Origin of the sequence: Faecalibacillus sp. MSK20_93 (genome assembly GCF_020589945.1) — a bacterium.
Classification (GTDB): Bacteria; Bacillota_I; Bacilli_A; order Erysipelotrichales; family Coprobacillaceae; genus Faecalibacillus; species Faecalibacillus intestinalis.
On the sequence record NZ_JAJDKA010000062.1, the window covers coordinates 1 to 15,279 of the forward strand.

General features: G+C 29.1%; 20 protein-coding genes, 1 pseudogene and 1 riboswitch. Of the genes and pseudogenes, 6 read left to right on the forward strand and 15 right to left on the reverse strand.

Annotation, left to right across the window (positions count from 1 at the left end):
* The 8 genes and pseudogenes from LJD34_RS13635 to thiE form a co-directional block, all read right to left on the reverse strand.
* Window positions 1-145: transposase (locus LJD34_RS13635; protein WP_227360168.1), on the reverse strand; the 145-nt coding region annotated here is incomplete at its 3' end.
* Between the two features lie 426 nt (window positions 146-571).
* A complete protein-coding gene (yfcE, locus tag LJD34_RS13640) occupies window positions 572-1,114 on the reverse strand; it encodes a phosphodiesterase (protein ID WP_107030173.1) in 543 nt (180 codons plus the stop codon).
* Window positions 1,115-1,118: 4 nt separating this feature from the next.
* Entirely contained in the window at window positions 1,119-1,601 is a 483-nt protein-coding gene (locus LJD34_RS13645) for a peptidylprolyl isomerase (protein ID WP_022001696.1), read from the reverse strand.
* A 3-nt stretch (window positions 1,602-1,604) separates the two neighbouring features.
* Entirely contained in the window at window positions 1,605-1,901 is a 297-nt protein-coding gene (locus LJD34_RS13650; RefSeq protein ID WP_022001697.1) for a hypothetical protein, read from the reverse strand.
* A 256-nt stretch (window positions 1,902-2,157) separates the two neighbouring features.
* Window positions 2,158-2,463 carry a GNAT family N-acetyltransferase gene (locus LJD34_RS13655; protein ID WP_233544744.1) on the reverse strand — a complete coding sequence of 102 codons (306 nt, stop codon included), beginning with the start codon at window positions 2,461-2,463 and terminating at the stop codon, window positions 2,158-2,160.
* Between the two features lie 262 nt (window positions 2,464-2,725).
* Window positions 2,726-3,880 (reverse strand): NADP-dependent malic enzyme, encoded by a 1,155-nt coding sequence (locus tag LJD34_RS13660; RefSeq protein WP_117783027.1) that lies wholly within the window; start codon window positions 3,878-3,880, stop codon window positions 2,726-2,728.
* Window positions 3,881-3,924: 44 nt separating this feature from the next.
* Window positions 3,925-4,716, reverse strand: coding sequence for a bifunctional hydroxymethylpyrimidine kinase/phosphomethylpyrimidine kinase (gene thiD, locus LJD34_RS13665; RefSeq protein ID WP_227360169.1), 792 nt, complete (start codon window positions 4,714-4,716; stop codon window positions 3,925-3,927).
* A gap of 57 nt (window positions 4,717-4,773) precedes the next feature.
* A pseudogene (gene thiE / locus LJD34_RS13670) lies at window positions 4,774-5,358 on the reverse strand (thiamine phosphate synthase); the annotation flags it as partial.
* Window positions 5,359-5,426: 68 nt separating this feature from the next.
* Window positions 5,427-5,524, reverse strand: a riboswitch (TPP riboswitch).
* 80 nt (window positions 5,525-5,604) lie between these two features.
* On the opposite strand from thiE, the gene LJD34_RS13675 reads away from it, so the two are divergent.
* Window positions 5,605-5,892: a hypothetical protein gene (locus LJD34_RS13675; protein WP_022001422.1), complete on the forward strand. Its 288-nt coding sequence runs from the start codon at window positions 5,605-5,607 to the stop codon at window positions 5,890-5,892.
* 342 nt (window positions 5,893-6,234) lie between these two features.
* On the opposite strand, the gene LJD34_RS13680 is transcribed toward LJD34_RS13675, so the two are convergent.
* The 3 genes from LJD34_RS13680 to LJD34_RS13690 are packed head-to-tail and all read right to left on the reverse strand — an operon-like array spanning window position 6,235 to window position 8,413.
* Window positions 6,235-7,065: an SIR2 family NAD-dependent protein deacylase gene (locus LJD34_RS13680; protein ID WP_227360158.1), complete on the reverse strand. Its 831-nt coding sequence runs from the start codon at window positions 7,063-7,065 to the stop codon at window positions 6,235-6,237.
* The gene (locus LJD34_RS13685; RefSeq protein WP_227360159.1) at window positions 7,046-7,819 is read right to left on the reverse strand and encodes a protein-ADP-ribose hydrolase; all 774 of its coding nucleotides are present in this window, start codon (window positions 7,817-7,819) and stop codon (window positions 7,046-7,048) included. Before LJD34_RS13685 ends, LJD34_RS13680 begins: the two co-directional genes overlap by 20 nt.
* Window positions 7,820-8,413 carry a 4Fe-4S binding protein gene (locus tag LJD34_RS13690; protein WP_227360160.1) on the reverse strand — a complete coding sequence of 198 codons (594 nt, stop codon included), beginning with the start codon at window positions 8,411-8,413 and terminating at the stop codon, window positions 7,820-7,822. It lies immediately after the preceding gene.
* 80 nt (window positions 8,414-8,493) lie between these two features.
* Here LJD34_RS13690 and LJD34_RS13695 point away from each other — a divergent pair, with 80 nt between their 5' ends.
* Window positions 8,494-8,823, forward strand: coding sequence for a winged helix-turn-helix transcriptional regulator (locus tag LJD34_RS13695; protein ID WP_227360161.1), 330 nt, complete (start codon window positions 8,494-8,496; stop codon window positions 8,821-8,823).
* On the opposite strand, the gene LJD34_RS13700 is transcribed toward LJD34_RS13695, so the two are convergent.
* From LJD34_RS13700 to LJD34_RS13715, 4 genes are all read right to left on the reverse strand, one after another.
* The gene (locus LJD34_RS13700) at window positions 8,820-9,011 is read right to left on the reverse strand and encodes a 4Fe-4S binding protein (protein ID WP_227360162.1); all 192 of its coding nucleotides are present in this window, start codon (window positions 9,009-9,011) and stop codon (window positions 8,820-8,822) included. The two genes, LJD34_RS13695 and LJD34_RS13700, sit on opposite strands and share 4 nt — an antisense overlap.
* Before the next feature lie 51 nt (window positions 9,012-9,062).
* Window positions 9,063-9,425, reverse strand: coding sequence for a pyridoxamine 5'-phosphate oxidase family protein (locus LJD34_RS13705; RefSeq protein WP_227360163.1), 363 nt, complete (start codon window positions 9,423-9,425; stop codon window positions 9,063-9,065).
* Between the two features lie 131 nt (window positions 9,426-9,556).
* Window positions 9,557-11,290: an ABC transporter ATP-binding protein gene (locus tag LJD34_RS13710; protein ID WP_227360164.1), complete on the reverse strand. Its 1,734-nt coding sequence runs from the start codon at window positions 11,288-11,290 to the stop codon at window positions 9,557-9,559.
* Window positions 11,283-13,001, reverse strand: coding sequence for an ABC transporter ATP-binding protein (locus tag LJD34_RS13715; protein ID WP_227360165.1), 1,719 nt, complete (start codon window positions 12,999-13,001; stop codon window positions 11,283-11,285). Before LJD34_RS13715 ends, LJD34_RS13710 begins: the two co-directional genes overlap by 8 nt.
* Before the next feature lie 112 nt (window positions 13,002-13,113).
* Here LJD34_RS13715 and LJD34_RS13720 point away from each other — a divergent pair, with 112 nt between their 5' ends.
* From LJD34_RS13720 to LJD34_RS13735, 4 genes are all read left to right on the forward strand, one after another.
* On the forward strand, window positions 13,114-13,959 hold the full coding sequence (locus LJD34_RS13720) for a LysR family transcriptional regulator (RefSeq protein ID WP_032089589.1): 846 nt from the start codon (window positions 13,114-13,116) through the stop codon (window positions 13,957-13,959).
* 56 nt (window positions 13,960-14,015) lie between these two features.
* Complete coding sequence (locus LJD34_RS13725) at window positions 14,016-14,444, forward strand: AraC family ligand binding domain-containing protein (protein ID WP_227360170.1); 429 nt, start codon at window positions 14,016-14,018, stop codon at window positions 14,442-14,444.
* A gap of 35 nt (window positions 14,445-14,479) precedes the next feature.
* Complete coding sequence (locus tag LJD34_RS13730) at window positions 14,480-14,782, forward strand: helix-turn-helix transcriptional regulator (RefSeq protein ID WP_227360166.1); 303 nt, start codon at window positions 14,480-14,482, stop codon at window positions 14,780-14,782.
* Window positions 14,783-14,863: 81 nt separating this feature from the next.
* On the forward strand, window positions 14,864-15,139 hold the full coding sequence (locus LJD34_RS13735; RefSeq protein ID WP_227360167.1) for a hypothetical protein: 276 nt from the start codon (window positions 14,864-14,866) through the stop codon (window positions 15,137-15,139).
* Window positions 15,140-15,279 lie beyond the last annotated feature (140 nt).

Here is a 15,279-nt window from a genome sequence, read left to right on the forward strand (position 1 = left end):
CATTCAATTGATCACAGCTTTCTTTAATCAACTCCTTTAAGCGATCATCCACACCGTCTACAAGAACGGGACGTCGATATTTTGGACAGAAGACAACATGATATTTGCAGGAATAGGTCACATTATTATTCGATTTGCATTTCATGGGTACATTATACTGCTTAAGGTTATCTAACGCTATACGTTATTGATAAAAACTTAAAAAGTTGCCTTATATCTCCACAGCTAAAGCTGGAAGCTTTACAGCAACATTTGGTAATTCACTAATCCTCTAACTTTTACAACGTCTTGATTTACTGTCTTGATTTACTGTCTTGGTTTTACGTTTACCTTTTGGACTTCGATTTGTAATGCAATCTCATCCACCATTTAGCCTTATATCAAGTTTCTGTTCGTACGCTCAAAAGAATCACTACACCACTTCCTCCATCCTTGCCATCACTGACGACGACTTGTGGTTCATTACACTTGCGGTAAATACCTGTGGTTGGTTTATCTCCAACTGAATTAGTGCCATGCCCGGCACACATTAAAAAAATCGCTTGATATTATCTATCAAACGATTCTTTCATTAATCTAATTGTATTTGTTTTACAATTTCATTATCAAATGTTTTAATTGTAAAACAGTCATTTTCATAAATACCATAACTGTTCGTACCTTCTTTAGGTAAAGAAATCGAAGACGGATTTAAAATATAAATACCGTTTTCTTTTTTAGCAAGTGGTTTATGAAAATGTCCATAAATCAAAATATCATTTTCATTTAATAAAGGAAGTTGATCTTCATTAAATAAATGTCCATGTGTCATAAAGAAATGATGTTGATCAACATCCATCAAAGCATAGTCACTACGCATAGGGAAATCTAAAACCATTTGATCAACTTCACTATCACAATTTCCTCTAACTGCAATAATATCCTTCTTTAAAGGATTTAATAAAGCAATAACCTTCTTACAATTATAATCCTTAGGTAAATCATTACGTGGTCCATGATATAAAATATCCCCTAAAATAATAAGTTTATCCGCTTTTTCTTCATGATATTTTTCAATGGCCCTATTTGCCCAATAATAAGAACCATGAATATCTGATATAAACATTACTTTCATACAATTACGCTCTTCTAATTGTTTTGATCACAACTGGTGTTGTTGGACAATCTTGGAAGTTTGTAGGGACATTGGCAATTTGATCTACAATATCTAAACCTTCAGTAATTTTACCAAATGCAGCATATTCACCATCTAAATGTGGTGCTGGTTTATGCATAATAAAGAATTGTGAAGATGCTGAATCTTTGATCATTGTTCTAGCCATAGATAAAACACCTTCTGTATGTTTTAATTCATTGTTAACACCATTGCTTTTAAATTCGCCTTTAATAGAATCACAATGTTTTTCTTTAAAGTCTTTTGTATATCCCCCACCTTGAATCATAAATCCTGGGATAACTCTATGGAAAATCAATCCTGCAAAAAAATCTTCATCAATTAATTTTAAAAAGTTTTCTACTGTAATTGGTGCAACTTCAGGATAAAGTTCTCCTTTCATCACATCTCCATTTTCCATTTCAATTTCAATTAATACTTTTTCCATTCTCTAATTCTCCTTATCTACAACATCTACATCAACAACCTTATTTTCAATAGATTGTTGTTTTTCTTTTTTCTTCTTCTTTAAAAGAAATCTTACTACAAAATAAACAAGTACAACTCCTGCCGCAATTCCAAATAACCAAACAATATTCTTTACTTGATCAAATTGATAAGCTGTCGCTACCACTAAACATAAGTTAATAATATTCATTGATCCTGCTAATTTATATTTTTGATTAACAATAAAATTTAAGGAAAGCGCAGATGAAGCAAATAACCCAACAATAAGCATAACTTCCATACTATGTACCTCCTTGTATCATTCTATCATAATAGAATCATTTTTGTTATATATTATTTAGTATGGACACTTGCATTAAGCATGTCAGTAATAGATATCATTGTAAAATTACTTCTATATATAACAAAAATAACTACCTCTTGTTTCTAGAAAAATGTGTGATAGTTATTTCATACTATTAAAATCCAAGGTAAACCGTTTGTTGTTCTTTTTTCATATTCATTATAATTAATTTTTTAAACAATTCTATAAAATCTTATCTATCTAATTTCATATATAACAGCGGATAAGGGTTTCCTGCTTCATCTAATTCTGTTTTCTTGTATGTTTTAAATCTCATTACTTCATAAAAACCAATAGCCTGCGGATTTTGCTCATTTACCGTTAATTCACAAACACCATAATTCTTCATACTATATTGTAGTAAAGCTTTACCTAGCCCTTTTCCTCTTTGGTTAGAAGCTATAAACAACATCTCTAATTTATGATTTTCAATTCCCATAAATCCCACAGCATCATCATTATCTACAACCATCAAATGTTCAACATTCTTTAATGCCATTGGAATATATTCTTTAATATGTTCAATTTCTTGTTCATTTAAAAATGTATGTGTGGCTTTTACAGAATCTTCCCAAACATTTACAGTGTATTTAATAGTTCATCATTTCTATCTTTTATCTCAATTATTTTCACTGATCATTTTCACCCTATTCTCTCTACCCATATTTATCATCGATTTCTTTCACTTTAACTATGATAATATAATTATATGAAATAGCCCTACCAAATAGGTAGGGTCATTTATTTTGTTAATATCTTTTTTATTTAGCAAATTGTTTAATTGCATTAGCAACAGCTGCTGTCACATCTTTATTGAAGATTTTTGGCATGATATTTTCTTCATTTAAATCTTCATCACTGATTGTATCTGCAATAGCTTTAGCCACAGCTACTTTCATTTCTGGTGTAATCGAAGGAACTCTTGCTTCTAATGCTCCTTTAAAAATACCAGGGAAAGCTAAAACATTATTAATTTGATTTGGATAATCAGAACGACCTGTTCCAACAACTCTTGCTCCTGCTGCTTTGGCTTTTTGATAAGTAATTTCTGGTTCAGGATTTGCCATTGCAAAGATAATTGGATCATTGTTCATTGAATGAACCATTTCATCAGTTACTAGATTTGGTTTAGAAACACCTACAAAAACATCTGCACCTTTTAATGCATCGGCTAATGTACCTTGCATATTATCAGGATTAGTAATATCACATAAAGCACGCTTATGAGGAATAAGTCCTTCTTGTCTATCTTTATATAAAATTCCAAATTCATCCACTGCAATAATTTTACCAACACCGGCTGTATGCATCATTTTAATAATAGCTGTTCCTGCAGCTCCTGGCCCATTTAAAACAACTGTAATATCTTTGATATCTTTTTTTGTCACTCTTAAAGCGTTATATAAGGCCGCTAAAACAACAACAGCTGTTCCATGTTGATCATCATGGAATACAGGAATATCTAACATTTGATCTAATCTTTCTTCGATTTCAAAACAATCTGGAGAAGCAATATCTTCTAAGTTGATTCCACCAAAACATGGTGCAATATTTTTAACTGTTTGAATCAATTCTTCTTTATCTTGTGTATCTAAACAAATAGGTACCGCATTGACATCTCCGAATTTTTTAAATAGAGCAGCTTTTCCTTCCATGACTGGAATCGAAGCTTTGGCTCCTATATTTCCAAGTCCTAAAACAGCTGTTCCATTTGAGACAACAGCAATTGTATTTGATTTTGTTGTATAACGATAAACATCTTCTTCATTTTCAGCAATCTTACGACAAGGTTCAGCAACCCCTGGCGTATAAACAACAGACATATCATCCATTGTATTAATTTCACAATTTAATTCCGTATGTATTTTTCCTTGATGTTTTTCATGTAATTTCAAGGCTTCTTCATAATAATTCATTTTCATCACCCGCCACTATTATACCTATAAAATAGACAATTCGTCTAATCTTTTTTATCTAAAACATAACCATGATCCATTGGTCCTTGTCCTTGTCCTAAATCAAGCATTGCCGCAAGCGCTCCCGAAATATAATCTTTAGCTTTTTTAACAGCATTTTCCAAATTTTCACCTCGTGCTAAATAAGAAGCAATCGCACTTGATAAAGTACATCCTGTTCCATGGGTATTATTGTTATTAATACGTTTTCCTTTAAACCATTGATAATTACCTTCTTTATAAAGTAAATCATTGGCATCATTGATTTGATGTCCGCCTTTAAGTAACACTGCACAATGATAATGATCTCCAATATATTTAGCTGCTGTTAACATTTCTTCTTCATTATTGATTTTTAATCCTGATAAAACTTCGGCTTCAGGAATATTTGGTGTTAAAACCGTTGCGAGTGGGAAGAGATTTGCTTTTAATGTATCAATAGCTTCATCACTAATAAGTTTTGCCCCACTTGTAGCCACCATCACAGGATCAACAACGATATTACGTGCATGATATTGTTTTAACTTTCCACTAATAGATAAAATGACTTCTTTTTGAGAAACCATTCCAATTTTAACAGCCATTGGATAAATATCTGTAAACACACTATCCATTTGACTAGCCACAAAAGAAGCATCAACATCATAAATAGCATCCACTCCTGTGGTATTTTGAGCCGTTAATGCTGCAATAACTGACATAGCATAAACACGATTAGCAAGCATTGTTTTTAAATCTGCCTGAATTCCTGCACCTCCACTACTATCACTACCTGCAATTGTAAGGCAAGTTGGCATTTTATTAGAGATAACTCTTTGAATTTTATCTTTTAACATACAACTTGCTTTTTGGATATCATCACTTCCAAAGATACTTGAAACGATAGCAACACCATCAATAGCAACCCCCATAAATTCTAAGATATTCACTTGATTAATACCACCAATAGCAACCACAGGAATATCAACTTTTTGACAAATTTCATTTAATGTTTCCATTGAAATATTTTGTGCATCATCTTTTGTTTGAGTTGCAAAAATAGCTCCGACACCTAAATAATCAGCCCCATTTTCTAAAGCTATTTTTGCTTCTTCATAATTATGTGCAGATACACCAATAATTTTATCTTCACCTAATATTTTTCTTGCTTCTTTTAAATTTAAATCATCTTGCCCAATATGGACCCCATCTGCATCAATTTCTTTACACAATTCAACATCATCATTAATAATCAAAGGAACATGATGTTTTTGACACACGCTTTGAACATCCAATGCTTCTTGTTTAAATGCTTCATGTGTCATTTCTTTTTCTCTTAGTTGAATCATTGTTACACCACCAAGAATGGCTTCTTCAACTAATTCCGACATTTTTCTTCCTTTTAAATATTTTGAATCTGTTACTCCATACAATAATAAATCTTCTTTATTTAATTTCATCAAATTTCCTTCTTTCTTTACAATATTCTTTTTTTTCCCTGGAAATAAAAAGAGAGTCCTGTTGAACTCTGTTAACGTCTATATCTCCTACGTTGGCATTATCCAAATCAGGTTATGGGTCTAAGTCAATACTTACTCTCAGCAAAAAGCTCCCCGTTTCCTTTATTATAATTTTTTTAATAAAAATTGTCTATTTTTATTCATATTATTTATGTTTTTGTTCAAACTATAAAAGGAGGTGCTTTCATGAAATTATGTATTACAGCAGGTAACTATCACATTTTTAAATTAATGATTAAAAATCATAAAGATTCTCGCATTCAATTAAAAAACATTCATCCTTTAGATTTTGACCTTGTTTTTGATGTTTATACATCTTTAGATCAAAAAACAGTTATTTCTATACTTAGCCATGAATTACGTTATTCCCCTTTTATGTATCTATGCCCTGGTTTTAAAGTCATTCCTTTAAAAAAACGTCTTCCTCATGGTACAAAAGAATCAACTACTCCTTTAAATCTTTCTTTTAATTGAATAATTTATATTAAAAAACAGTTCGAGATAGCATCTATTTCAAACTGTTTATTTTTTAATTAATAATTTTTAAAACATCTTCTTCACTTGTTACATTAAGTTTTTTCTAGCGATGTATTTGTGTCAAACTTGTTTCATTTCTATGATTATTTTAGTTTTCCTCTTTTTTCTTTCAATGGACAAATAGTTCAAAATATTTTCCATTAAATTTATTTTTTATTGATCAACATATAGCAAAAAAGATGATGTTTTTACGCACCATCTTATTTTTTTTAATTGGAATCCATATTTTAACGGGTCTTCTGGATCTATCACAAGTTGATTAAAAGCTGTATAAATATACTATTTTTCCAATTTAATTTTTAATAAATCATCAATAACATTCTTTATATCTTCACTTATACAATATGCTCTTTTTTCCATGGATTGAGGACAATAAGTATCTTTATTAATACAAATATAAGTTGCATTTTTATTTTTTTCAACAAATCTAAAAAATGGATATTTAATAATACCTGGTGTATTTTGTCCTACACCTAATTCAAGATAAACAATTTTTAAATCTTGATGTCTTCTGATAAAATCTTGATATCTAAAATAAGCTTGATGCCATCCTTCATCTTCAACAAAAGTATCATCACATCTTAAATTCATTGTCATTGGTTTTCCACAATGAGGACAATAAGGAATTAAAGATGTAGGAATTTTCATATCCTTTTGTTGTTCAATCATCTTTTTAATAAGTTCTTCATTATCATATGTTTCTTGATGACAAGGAGATGAACATTGAAATAAGCCATAATCCCCTTGTGTATAAAATAATCTTTGTTTATCAAAATTTGCTTTTTGAAAACAATGATCCACATTAGTTGTTAAAACAAAATAATCTTTATCTTTAACAAGTTGAAAGAGTTTTTGATATAAATCTAAATGATCTACATAACGATTATAATAGATATGTCTTGACCACCAAGCCCAATATTCTTCTAAAGTATCGTAAGGATAAAAACCTCCTGAATACATATCATGAATTCCATATTTTTCTTCAAAATCACTAAAATACTTATTAAATCTTTCTCCTGCATATTCATATCCAGCAGCCGTAGAAAGTCCTGCACCTGCTCCAATAACAATAGCATCCGCTTCTTGTATTTTAGCGCAAATATCTTTCATAGATGTCTCGATCTTCGTCTTTGAAAACATTAAAAATCACCTTCTTTATACTTGTTTCATTTTTTAAATATTCTTTAACTGTTTTAATTGCAATCTTTGTTGCAAGTTCTTTAGGAAAGTGGAATTCACCAGTAGAAATACAACAAAAAGCAATACTTTCTAAATGATATGCATCTGCAAGTTCTAAACAACTACGGTAACATGATGCCAGTAATTCTTCATCTTTTTTAGCCACCGTTGAATAAATAATCGGACCTACTGTATGTAAGATATAACGACTTGGTAAATTATAAGCTTTAGTTATTTTAGCTTTTCCTGTAGCTTCTTGTTTTCCTTGTTTTTCCATTATTTGATAACAAGCATATCGAAGTTGCATTCCAGCATAGCTGTGGATACAATTATCAATACAACGATGATGAGGAATATAACATCCTGTCATTTGACTATTAGCAGCATTAACGATGGCATCACATTTTAAAGTTGTAATATCTCCTTGCCACAAATAAATACCTTCTTGGATAGGTTTTAAATCATTGACATCTACAATTCCTTTTTCTTCAATTGCTGTTTGTAAATAAGCATCTTGAATACGATAAAATTCACTTTTTATTTTTTTTGGTTCTCGAACATTCATCAAATCCCTCAATAAAAGTTTTTGTGAACCTTCATTTTGAGGAATTTCAAGATGACGATATTCTTCTCTTTCATCAAGTAATTCTTGAATCAAATATTTTCTTCTTTCTTCTTGGTTCATCTAAATTCCCCTTTCTATCGCACGAACAGGACATATTTCTAGACATCTTCCACAACTTAAACAATGTCTTTGATCAATTTTTACTTTTTGATCAACATGAATACATTTTTGTGGGCAAAGATCTAAACATTTTAAACATCCAGTACATGTATCATTAATAAAATATCCTGTTTCTTTTTCAATACTTCCAATTGCAAATGTTTCTTTAATAATATTACTCGGATCAGTAATATCAAAATATTCACCTGTTGCCTCATATAAACAAAAAACTTCTAATATATCTCTTGTATTTTCAGGATATATTTTTTGCATATACGTATTTTTTTGAAAGATTTCTTTTAAATACGTATGATGAATACATTTAACTTTTCCTTTTAAAGAAATTGCTCTTTTATCTTTTAAAGCAGTTAATGACATATAATTTTGTTGGATAAGTTGTTGATAAAAGGCTTTCCCTTTAGCCGTCAGAAAATATATACCTTTTTCATCATAAAGCATCATATCGATTGCTCTTGTTTGTGGATACCCTTGTTGATCTAATGTAGCAACAACTGTTGAATGAAATTCATCTACTAACATCTTTAAATAGTTCATCTCTTGCATACCTCTTTTCTTTTATTTATAATAGTATATATAATATACTAAGTATCTCTTAGATACTAAAGGAGACAAAAATGGAAAAACAACAATTACCTGCTTGCCCAGTTGAAACAACCTTAACACTTATTAGTGATAAATGGAAAGTCTTGATTTTAAGAGATCTTCTTCCTGGTACTAAACGTTTTGGTGAATTGAAGAAATCAATTGGTCACGTTAGCCAAAAGGTTTTAACAGCCCAACTTAGACAAATGGAACAAAGTGGTTTACTAACACGTACCGTTTATCCTGAAGTTCCTCCACGCGTTGAATATTCTTTAACGGAACTTGGTTATAGTTTAAAACCTATTTTAGATGCGATGTCTATTTGGGGAGAAAATTATAAAGAAAATTATTATCAAGATTAGGACTCGTTTTTAGAAACGAGTTTTTTTACGAAATTATTTGCTGGATATTTGATAATATTTTCAGGAGTATCAAATTGTTGAATTTGATAATTTGAAATACATTGTTGTGGACAATTCTTTTGACATAAGCCACATTGAATACATTGATTACTAATGATAAATCCTTTAGGTTTTATCTCTTTATTCATTGAAAAACTTTCTCTATAAATAGGTTCTTTGCCTAAATCAAAGAATTCTAGTTAACCTTCTTCAAGACAAAAGGCTTCTAAAATATAACGACTCTCATTTGGATAAACATCATTCATTGATGAATTATGTTTAAAAATACGATCTATCCAATATTTTTGATTTTCTAATCGTTTAACAAGTCCATTTAACCGAACCATTTGATACTCTTTATTCATTCCTGTAATTGCAACGTATGGTTGATTTTTTAATTGTTTATAAAAATCTTTTCCTCTTGCTGTACAAAAATATAATTTACTATCTTCAACCAACATCACATCTATAATTCTTACTTGTGGTTGATTATTTTCATCAACGGTTGCAAAAGCAACATCTTTGATTTCTCTTAAAATATTTAAACAAGTTGAAACATTCATTGTTGTGCCTCCTTTTTCGTTTTTCATTATAATTTTATTTCTAATAAAAAAAAGTACGCACAATATTGTGGTATAGTTACCTTTTAGTAACCAATAAAAAAAGCTACGATTTAAAATCGTAACTTTCTTGATTATTCCGTTTCAAATTGACTGTAATAAAGTTGATGATAATAACCATGTTTTTGAAGCAATTCTTCATGATTACCAATTTCTACAATATGTCCTTGATCCATAACGATGATTTGATTGGCATTTTTAATCGTTGATAAACGGTGAGCAACAATAAAGGTTGTTCTTCCTTTCATCATTTCATCAAAAGCTTTTTGAATTTGTAATTCTGTACGCGTATCGATTGAACTTGTTGCTTCATCTAAAATCAACATTGGTGGATGTGTTAACATAATACGTGCAATACACACAAGTTGCATTTGTCCTTGAGACATATTTCCACCATCTTCTTCAACCATTGTATCGTATCCTTGAGGAAGAGACATAATATATTTATGCACACGTGCTTTTTTAGCTGCTTCAATGATTTCTTCATCACTAGCTTTTGTTTTTCCATAAGCAATATTTTCTTTAATAGTTCCTTTAAATAACCAACTATCTTGTAAAACCATACCGTACATTTTTCTTAAATCATCACGGTTCATATCTTCAATATTAACACCATCAATTGTAATTTTTCCACCTTGAGGATCATAGAAACGCATTAATAAGTTAATTAATGTTGTTTTTCCACAACCTGTTTTACCTACAATAGCTGTCATTGTTCCTGGTTTAGCTTCATAGTTAAAATCTTGAATTAATGGTTTACTTGGATCATAACTGAAATTTAAATGGTCAATGATAATATGTCCTTGTTTATTTTCAATGATTTTAGATGTTGTTAATTCTTGGATTGTTTCTTCATCTAATAATGCAAAGACTCTTTGACTGGCAGCAATGGCTGTTTGCATTTCTGACATAACGGATGATATTTCGTTAAATGGTTTTGTATATTGGTTAGCATATGTTAAAAAGCTTGAAAGAATACCTACTGTAAATGAACCATTTAATACTTGAAATGCTCCAAAGATACCAACAGCAGCATAAACAATACTATTAACTAAACGTGTTGTGGGATTAATTAAAGCCCCATAAAATTGTGAAATAACCCCACTTTTATGCATACGTTCATTGATTTCATTAAACTTTTCTTCGTTTTGTTCTTGATAATCAAAAATATTAACAATTTTTTGATTACCTATCATTTCTTCACAATAACCATTCATTTCCCCTCTTAAAGCAAGTTGTTCTTGGAAATAAGAATGTGTTCTTTTAACAATCAAAGAAGCGACAAGTAAAGAAAGTGGTGTTAAAACAACCACAATTACAGCTACCGAAAAATGAATATAAGCCATAATCAAAATCGTTCCTACAATTGTTGCAATTCCTGTAAGCAAGGATGTAAAACTTTGTAATAAACCTTGTCCAATTAAATCAATATCATTGATCAATCTTCCTAAAATATCTCCATGACTTGTAGCATCAATATATTTTAAAGGAAGAACTTGAATTTGATCAAATACTCTATTTCTTAAATCATTCGTAATATTATAAGTAATTGTATTTGTAATTTGTCCCATGATCCATTGAATCAAAGAAATAATTAAAATAACAATTCCAATAAAAATAAGTTTGTTCAATAACGCTTGAAAATGAACTTGATTCTTTCCAACCAATAAATCTATTGCTTGACCTATTAAAACAGGTGTAAGTAAAGTAAAGACAACAGAGACAATTGATAAAAGTGTTAATAACATAATTAAAAAACGATAAGGTTTACAATATGTAAGCAATCTTTTAATTGTTTTTTTATCCATTGTAATCACCATCCTTACTATTTTGAGATTCATAAATTTCTTTATAAACCGTACAATTCTTTAATAATTCTTCATGACAATCAAAACCAACAAGTTCACCATGATACAAAACCATAATACGATCACATCTTTTTAAAGACGCTGTTCTTTGAGAAATAACAATTTTTGTCATTTCTTTTAATTCTTGTAATTGTTTTTGTAAAGCAGCATCTGTTGCATAGTCTAACGCACTTGAGCAATCATCTAAAACTAAAATATCCGCTTGTTTATAAAGCGCTCTAGCTATTGTTAAACGTTGTCTTTGTCCACCAGAGAAGTTTTTCCCTCCTTGAACAACAGCACTTTCTATTCCTTGAGGAAGACAACTTACAAATTCTTTAGCTTGTGAAACTTCTAAAGCTTTATTCATTGTTTCTTCTTGATAAGGTTTTGACATACAAATATTTTCTTTAATTATTCCTGAAATCAATGATGTATTTTGTAAAACATAACTGATATGTTGTCTTAATGTTTCTAGTTTATAATCTTGAATATTTTTACCAGCTATTTTAATTTGTCCACTTCTAACATCATAATTTCTTCCAATAAGGGATACTAGTGTTGATTTACCAGCACCCGTTCCTCCAATAATTCCTACTGTTTCACCTTTATTGATCGTAAATGATAAGTTGTGTAACACATCTTTTTGAAGATATCCAAAGTTGACATCTTTAAATTCAATCATCTTTTCATCAGGAATAAGGGTTGAATAACTTCCTTGATTTTCTACTTGTGGTGTTGTTTCAAGTACTTCAAAAACTCTTTGATAACTTGCTGTAGCTTTATTGTAGATTGATAAAACATTCGCAAAGACAATGAGTGCTTGTAAAATACTATTCATATAGTTAATTAAGGCAATAACTTCCCCTTGAGAAAGACTTCCTACATTGACTTGGAAACCACTAGCATAAATAATAATAATGATTGCAAAGTTTACAATTAAATAAGTAAAGGGATTTAATAAAGCTTGTATTTTACCTACTTTTACTTGTTCATCTTTTTGATTTTTTGTTTCTAAATTAAATCTTTTTACTTCATGATTTTGATTTGAAAAAGCACGAATAACACGTACACCTTTTAAGTTTTCTCTTGCTATTAAAGCAATCTTATCTAATAACTTTTGAATACGAGAGAAATAAGGCATTGAAATAATTGTAATTGATAACATCGATACCGCTAAAATAACAGCTCCTACAACAAAGATCATTGATAAAGAACCACTGATCATAAAAGCCATAAATAATGAACCAATCATTAAAAATGGAGCTCTTGACGTAAGACGAATCGTCATCGCTACAGCTAATTGAATTTGTACCACATCATTAATAAGCCTTGTAACTAATGATGGTGCTGTAAGGGCATCTAAATTGGCATCATCATATTTATTGATTTGATGATACATGTCTTTTCTAAGTTGTGTCCCCACACTTTGTGATGTAAGGGAAGCATACCATTGACAAACAAGTGCAAATAAATAACCAAAAACAGCTAAACCAATAAGGACGAGCCCACATTTTAAAATATAATTGGTATCTTTATAAGCAATTCCTTTATCAATGACAGAGGCCATAACAACGGGAACACATAATTCTAAAGCAGCTTCAAAGATTTTAAATAAAAAACCTAAAGTTGCTGAAAACTTAAACTCCTTTACATATTTTAATAGTTTCATATTCTTCACCTCTGCGTTATTATATGATAAGATTTATCTATATGTAAAATATATATATTATATATTAATTATATTTAATAAATATATTATTCCCATTTGAAGGAGTTTTATGATGGATATTAGACAAATGAAATATTTTAAAACTATTGTAGAAGAAGGAACGATTTCTAAAGCTGCTAAAAAGCTTCATATGGCTCAACCACCTTTATCAATGCAACTTAAACAATTAGAAGAAGAATTAAGTGTTATACTTTTAAAAAGAGGTAATAAACAAGTTGAATTAACAGAGGCTGGCAATCGTTTTTATAAAAGATGTTTACAAATCTTAGATTTAACTGAAATTACTAAAAATGAATTAAAACAATCTTATCAAGATGTTTTAAGAATTGGTATTACTTCTTCTAATAGTGGTTTAATTCAACAAGAAAGTATTCAAGAATTTATTAAAAAAAATAAACATGTTCAATATGCTATCCATGAAGGGTCTACTTATGAAATTCTTGATTTATTATTATCACATAATATTGATTTAGGAATTGTTAGAACACCTTTTGATACTTCCCAAGTAAATACTTTTTATTTAGAAAAAGAACCGATGATTGCTATTGGAAAAAAAGAATATTTTATAAATACTAAAAGAAAAATAAAAGATTTTAAAGATACTCCTTTAATTATTCATCAAAGATATCTGCCTTTAATCAATGATTATTGTTTAAATAAACTAATTCAAATTCAATTAAAAGTAACTTGTGATGATAGTAGAACGTCTCTTATTTGGGCCAATAGTGGTATTGGAGTAGCAATTTGTCCAATGAGTAGTTTAGCTTTACCTTATGACCATTCTCTTGTTTATACGATTTTAGAAGATAAAAATTTATATACAGGAATCGCTTTTATTACCAGAAAAAACGAAGAAGTTTCAGCTTTATTAAATGAATTTATAGAACGTTTTAAATAGAGGAAAAACAAATGATACAATACTAAAAATACCAATTACCTATTAAATTATTAGATATTTATTTTGAAGATCATCATACAAAAACAGCTAAACATTATCATACTAGTATTGAAATTTTGATTCCCGTTTTAGGAAAACTAAAATTATTTATTACTGATAAAGAATTGATTATTCCTCAAGGAAGCTTATATATTATTAATAGTCAAGAAATTCATGGGATGCATCATACGGAAGATACTGATATCTATAAAGGATATGCACTTCAAATAAATTATGATTTTATTAAAAAATATTATCCAGCTATTGATAATTATCAATTTATTCAACCTAATCATAAAATCAAAGAAAAGATATTGTTAGACATTTTTAAAATTATTGCAGCTTATGATCATAGCAATCAATTTCAAAGAATAGAAATTGAAAGTTATATTTTACATCTTTTATATACGTTGCTTTCAAATACTTTAGATAAAAAACAAATTTAAATTTACAAACTTTACATGATAAAAGAATAATAAGAATGACACAATATATTGACTTACATTATAACGAAGATCTTTCAATTGATAATATAGCGCAACACTTTAATATATCTACAGGATATTTATCACATTATTTTAAAAGTCATTTAAACGTTACAGTTAAAGAATATCTTATTGCTGTTCGTTTAAAAAAGGCAAGACAGGATGTTTTGTTTTCAAATTATACAATTTTAGAAATTGCTTATTTACATGGCTTTCCAAATTTAAAATCATTTATTAATGATTTTAAAAAAGTTTATCATGATACACCAGCAAAATATCGTGAAAAAGTTAGAAAATAACATTAAAGAAGTACGTTTTTAACATTTATGTAAACTCTTTCAATGATAAGGTTTTACTTGTCAAAAAAAGGGAGGAAAAAAATGTTAAAAAAGATATTTAGTTTATTTGTATGTGCGATGATGTGTCTCATATCAACAAATCTTGTTTTTGCTGATGGAACAGTTGATATTCATGGAACATACAGTATTCACATTGGTGGTTATGATTGGGGAAGTGCAACTGATAATAAAAAAGCAGAAAATAATCCATCACAAGCAATAAAAACTGGAGATACTGCTCATGGTGAAATTTATGCAATGATCATGATGTTTGCTGCAGCTGGATATGTTTTCTTTAAACAAAGAAAAGAAGCTTAATTTATAGACTCATTAAATTGCTTATGCAATTTAGTGAGTTTTTTTATTTAAAAAAAAAAGAGGATATTTCTATCCTCTAGGTAATATTAGTTATTAATTAATTTATCTTCATCAGACCAAGAATATAATTTTCTGATTTC